Source organism: Herbaspirillum lusitanum P6-12 (assembly GCF_000256565.1).
In the GTDB taxonomy this organism is placed as follows: Bacteria; Pseudomonadota; Gammaproteobacteria; order Burkholderiales; family Burkholderiaceae_D; genus Herbaspirillum; species Herbaspirillum lusitanum.
Genome location: NZ_AJHH01000632.1, coordinates 1 through 254, shown reverse-complemented (window position 1 = coordinate 254; position 254 = coordinate 1). Strand labels below are relative to the sequence as shown.

At 57.5% G+C, this 254-nt stretch carries 1 protein-coding gene; it reads right to left on the bottom strand.

The genetic code is table 11. The features are described from left to right. A partial coding sequence (locus HLUSI_RS0120660) for a TetR/AcrR family transcriptional regulator (RefSeq protein WP_016835754.1) occupies window positions 1-254 on the bottom strand: 254 nt, incomplete at both ends.

The window sequence follows — 254 nt, the reverse complement described above, 5'->3', positions numbered from 1 at the left end:
ATCAGAGCGAACAAATCTATCCCATCGGAGTTCGGGTCTTCGTGGGCGCGGGCCATCAAGGCAACGACGCCGCTATAGCTGTGAACGAATGCCACCCCTTCGCGAAACCATGACACCAGCGCTTCATCAGGCGGATGCGACGATTCGAATTCACTGGCTTTTTGCGTCAATGCGTCCAGGTTGGTACGCAGCAACGCATCGAACAAGGCTTCTCGCGTCGGGAAATGGCGAAGCACTGTGGTCAGCCCGACGCC